Origin of the sequence: Methylophaga sp. (assembly GCF_965655755.1) — a bacterium.
Lineage (GTDB): Bacteria > Pseudomonadota > Gammaproteobacteria > Nitrosococcales > Methylophagaceae > Methylophaga.
On record NZ_CBFHHW010000014.1, the window covers coordinates 54,982 to 59,050 of the forward strand.

Here is a 4,069-nt window from a genome sequence, read left to right on the forward strand (position 1 = left end):
CGAATGCTGGCCTGCCCGGTACGTCGGGTTTTGTGGGTGAATTTATGGTGATATTAGCTGCGTTTCAGGCTAACTTCTGGTTTGCTTTTTTAGCTGCCACTACCTTGATACTGGGGGCAGCATATACCTTGTGGATGGTGAAGCGCGTCTTCTTTGGTGAAATAGCGAATCAGGAAGTGGCCGCTCTGAAAGATATTAACCGTCGCGAATTTGCGATGTTAGCGTCATTAGCAGCGATTGTTTTGTTGATTGGTGTTTGGCCGGCTCCTTTGCTGGATGTCATGCACGCGTCAGTCGAACACTTGTTAACCCAAGTTTCCCAGTCCAAGTTGTAAAGGATGAGCACAGAGATGTATCAGGTCCCTAATATGCTATTTGCACTGCCGGAAATGTTCATGCTGGGAATGGCCTGTGTCATTTTGTTGGTCGTAGCGTTTACTGGAACACGTAAAACTGATTGGGTATATGGACTCAGTCAATTAACGCTAGTTATGACGGCGATCATCATTTACTGTTCATTGGGCGAGGGCGGTTTAACTTTTTCTGATACTTACGTTAAAGATAGCCTCAGTGATGTGCTGAAACTGAGCATTTGTGCAGTCAATGTGATGGTGTTGCTTTATTCCACAGCGTACCTGAAAGCACGTCAATTGATGCAGGGTGAGTTTTATGTGCTGGCCATATTTGCCACCTTGGGTATGTTGATTATGGTGTCGGCAAATCATTTCCTGACCTTATATCTTGGGCTTGAACTCCTGTCTTTATGTTTGTATGCCATGGTGGCGATGCATCGTGACTCGGCAGTTGCCACAGAAGCGGCGATGAAATATTTTATTCTTGGTGCAATTGCCTCGGGTATGTTGCTGTATGGCATGTCGATTATTTATGGCATTACCGGCAGTCTGGCTCTGGGGGATGTGGCTGCTGCCATTGCAGCTTCAAGTGGTGATGAAACGATCCTGAGTTTCGGTCTGGTCTTCCTCATCATCGGCATCGGGTTTAAATTTGGCGCCGTGCCGTTTCATATGTGGCTGCCGGACGTTTACCATGGCGCACCGACGGCTATGACCTTATTTATTGCTGCTGCCCCCAAGATTGCGGCGTTTGCAATGCTTATTCGATTATTGGTGGATGGACTGATAGACTTGCACAGCTATTGGCAGGACATGTTGATCATGCTGGCTGTTTTGTCGATGGTCATCGGCAACATTGTGGCGATTGCACAAAGCAATTTGAAGCGGATGCTGGCCTACTCGACCATTTCCCATGTTGGTTTTCTATTGCTGGGGGTACTAACGGGTACGCAAGAAGGGTTTGCGGCTTCGATGTTCTATACTCTGATTTATGCCTTGATGACATTGGGCACCTTTGGCATTATTTTGCTTTTAAGCAGACAGGGTTACGAAGCAGATAATATTGAGGACTTTAAAGGTCTGAGTGATAAGCAGCCCTGGTTTGCTTTGATGATGATGATCTTAATGTTTTCGATGGCAGGCATACCGCCACTGGCTGGATTCTATGCCAAGCTAGCGGTTATAAAAGCTGTGGTTGATGTTGAGTTACTAACCATTGCCCTGGTTGCTGTAGTGACATCTGTTATTGGTGCCTTTTATTATTTGCGTGTGATTAAAGTGATGTATTTCGACAAGCCAGTGGTTGAGCATAATGTCGCTGCATCTAGTCTGGTTCAGGTGATGTTGAGTGCCAATGTCTTAATGGTACTGGGACTGGGGATCTTTCCTGGTGTATTAATGAAAATTTGTTCGATTGTATTTGCGTAAAAGGAAATCATGTCTGTCTGGCCGATGATAGTACTGTTTTTAGTGATAGCTAATTTACCCTGGGTTGGTAACAGAGTATTTTTTGTGTTTCCGATGCAAAATAAATCGAGCTGGGTGCGATTAGCAGAATTGATTGTGTATTACTTTTTGAGCCTATTAATCGGTATACTCTTCGAGATACGATTTTCAGGTGAAGTATATACGCAAAGCTGGGAATTTTTTGTTACCACGTTAAGCTTTTTTCTGGTTTTGGCTGTACCGGGAGTGGTCTATCGCTACCAATGGCTACCCATGCAAAAAAAGTTCAATTAGAGCGCGTCATTAATCGCAGTCAGCGCTATATAAACTGCGGTATCTCATAAAGAAATCGCCCGCACATGGCAACAGACAACACTATGTAACCTCATCATTGAATAATGGGTGCATCTGTTAGCAATCTAGTTTAGAATTGGCGGGTTTAACTACGTGGTAATGCACGTATTGTTCACTTAAATATCAATAGAGACGGAATTATGGCTTCATCTTCTGATTTAACCAAGTACAGAAACATCGGTATCTTTGCTCACGTTGACGCGGGCAAGACCACCTCGACAGAACGTATCCTGAAACTGACTGGTAAAATCCACAAAACCGGTGAGGTTCACGAAGGTGAGTCGACCATGGACTTCATGGATCAGGAAGCCGAACGTGGGATTACTATCCAATCAGCGGCGACGACCTGTGAATGGAAAGGTCATCGTCTGAACGTTATCGATACACCAGGACACGTTGACTTCACTATCGAAGTATATCGTTCTTTGAAAGTACTTGACGGTGGCGTCGGTGTTTTCTGTGGTAGTGGTGGTGTTGAACCTCAATCAGAAACAAACTGGCGTTATGCGAATGACTCAGAAGTATCTCGTCTGATCTTCGTGAATAAACTCGACCGTATGGGTGCTGATTTCTACCGCGTTGTAAAACAGGTTGAAGATGTACTGGCTGCGACACCGTTGGTTATGGTTCTGCCAATCGGTATCGAAGACGAATTCGTAGGTGTTGTTGATCTGCTGACACGTAAAGCATGGACCTGGTCAGATGAAAAAGATCCAACCAGCTACAGCATTGATGAGCCACCTGCAGAAATGGCTGATGCTATCGAAGAGTGGCGTGAAAAATTGATCGAAACTGCGGTTGAGCAGGATGACGATTTGATGGAAGCCTATCTGGAAGGTGAAGAGCCTTCAATTGATGACATCAAACGTTGCATCCGTAAAGGTACATTGCAACTTGATTTCTTCCCGACTTACTGTGGTTCAGCATTTAAAAACAAAGGTATGCAATTGCTGCTTGACGCGATTGTTGATTATCTGCCTAATCCAATGGAAGTTGATCCTCAGCCAGAAGTCGACCTGGAAGGTAACGAAACAGGTGAAGTAGCGACTGTTGATATTAACGGTCCACTGCGCGCCCTGGCGTTCAAAATCATGGATGACCGTTTCGGCGCTCTGACATTCGTACGTGTTTACTCTGGTGAATTGAAGAAAGGCGATACCGTACTGAATACCTTTACCGGTAAAACAGAACGTGTTGGTCGTATGGTGGAAATGCACGCCGATGACCGTAATGAATTAGATTACGCTCACGCGGGTGATATTATCGCTATCGTGGGTATGAAAGATGTTCAAACCGGTCACACATTGTGCGATCCGAAAAAACCAGCAACGCTGGAACCAATGGTCTTCCCGGATCCTGTTATTTCAATCGCGATTGCGGCGAAAGATAAAGGCGCATCCGAGAAAATGGGTATCGCACTGGGTAAAATGATCAAAGAAGATCCTTCTTTCCGTGTTGAAACTGACCAAGACAGTGGCGAAACCATCATGAAAGGTATGGGTGAGCTGCATCTGGACATCAAAGTAGACATTCTGAAGCGTACTCATGGCGTTGACGTTATCGTTGGTGAGCCACAAGTCGCTTACCGTGAAACCATTACACAGCGTATTGAAGACAGCTACACGCATAAGAAACAATCTGGTGGTTCGGGTCAGTTCGGTCGTATCGACTATATCATTGAGCCGGGTGAGCCTGGTAGTGGTTTCACATTTGAATCTACCGTCACTGGTGGTACTGTTCCTCGTGAATTCTGGCCAGCTGTTGAAGGTGGTTTCCGGAAAATGATGGATAAAGGTGTTCTGGCTGGCTTCCCACTGCTGGACGTGAAAGTTAACCTGTTTGATGGTGCTTTCCATGCCGTTGACTCCTCTGCAATTGCGTTTGAGTTGGCTTCAATGGGTGCATACCGTCAATCC

Annotated in this window: 3 protein-coding genes and 1 pseudogene; all 4 read left to right on the forward strand. The window is 45.5% G+C overall.

The window, feature by feature from the left end; genetic code table 11:
• A pseudogene (locus ACTF5U_RS06485) lies at nt 1–335 on the forward strand (NADH-quinone oxidoreductase subunit M); the annotation flags it as partial.
• A gap of 15 nt (nt 336–350) precedes the next feature.
• Nucleotides 351–1,781, forward strand: coding sequence for an NADH-quinone oxidoreductase subunit NuoN (gene nuoN, locus ACTF5U_RS06490; protein ID WP_438970832.1), 1,431 nt, complete (start codon nt 351–353; stop codon nt 1,779–1,781).
• 9 nt (nt 1,782–1,790) lie between these two features.
• Entirely contained in the window at nt 1,791–2,093 is a 303-nt protein-coding gene (locus ACTF5U_RS06495) for a DUF2818 family protein (RefSeq protein WP_438970828.1), read from the forward strand.
• A 200-nt stretch (nt 2,094–2,293) separates the two neighbouring features.
• Nucleotides 2,294–4,069: elongation factor G (gene fusA, locus ACTF5U_RS06500; RefSeq protein WP_438970829.1), on the forward strand; the 1,776-nt coding region annotated here is incomplete at its 3' end.

Excerpts from the sequence above, each read along its gene's own strand:
- nuoN (WP_438970832.1), top strand. The coding sequence starts at position 351 with ATGTATCAGGTCCCTAATATGCTATTTGCACTGCCGGAAATGTTCATG.
- ACTF5U_RS06495 (WP_438970828.1), top strand. The coding sequence starts at position 1,791 with ATGTCTGTCTGGCCGATGATAGTACTGTTTTTAGTGATAGCTAATTTA.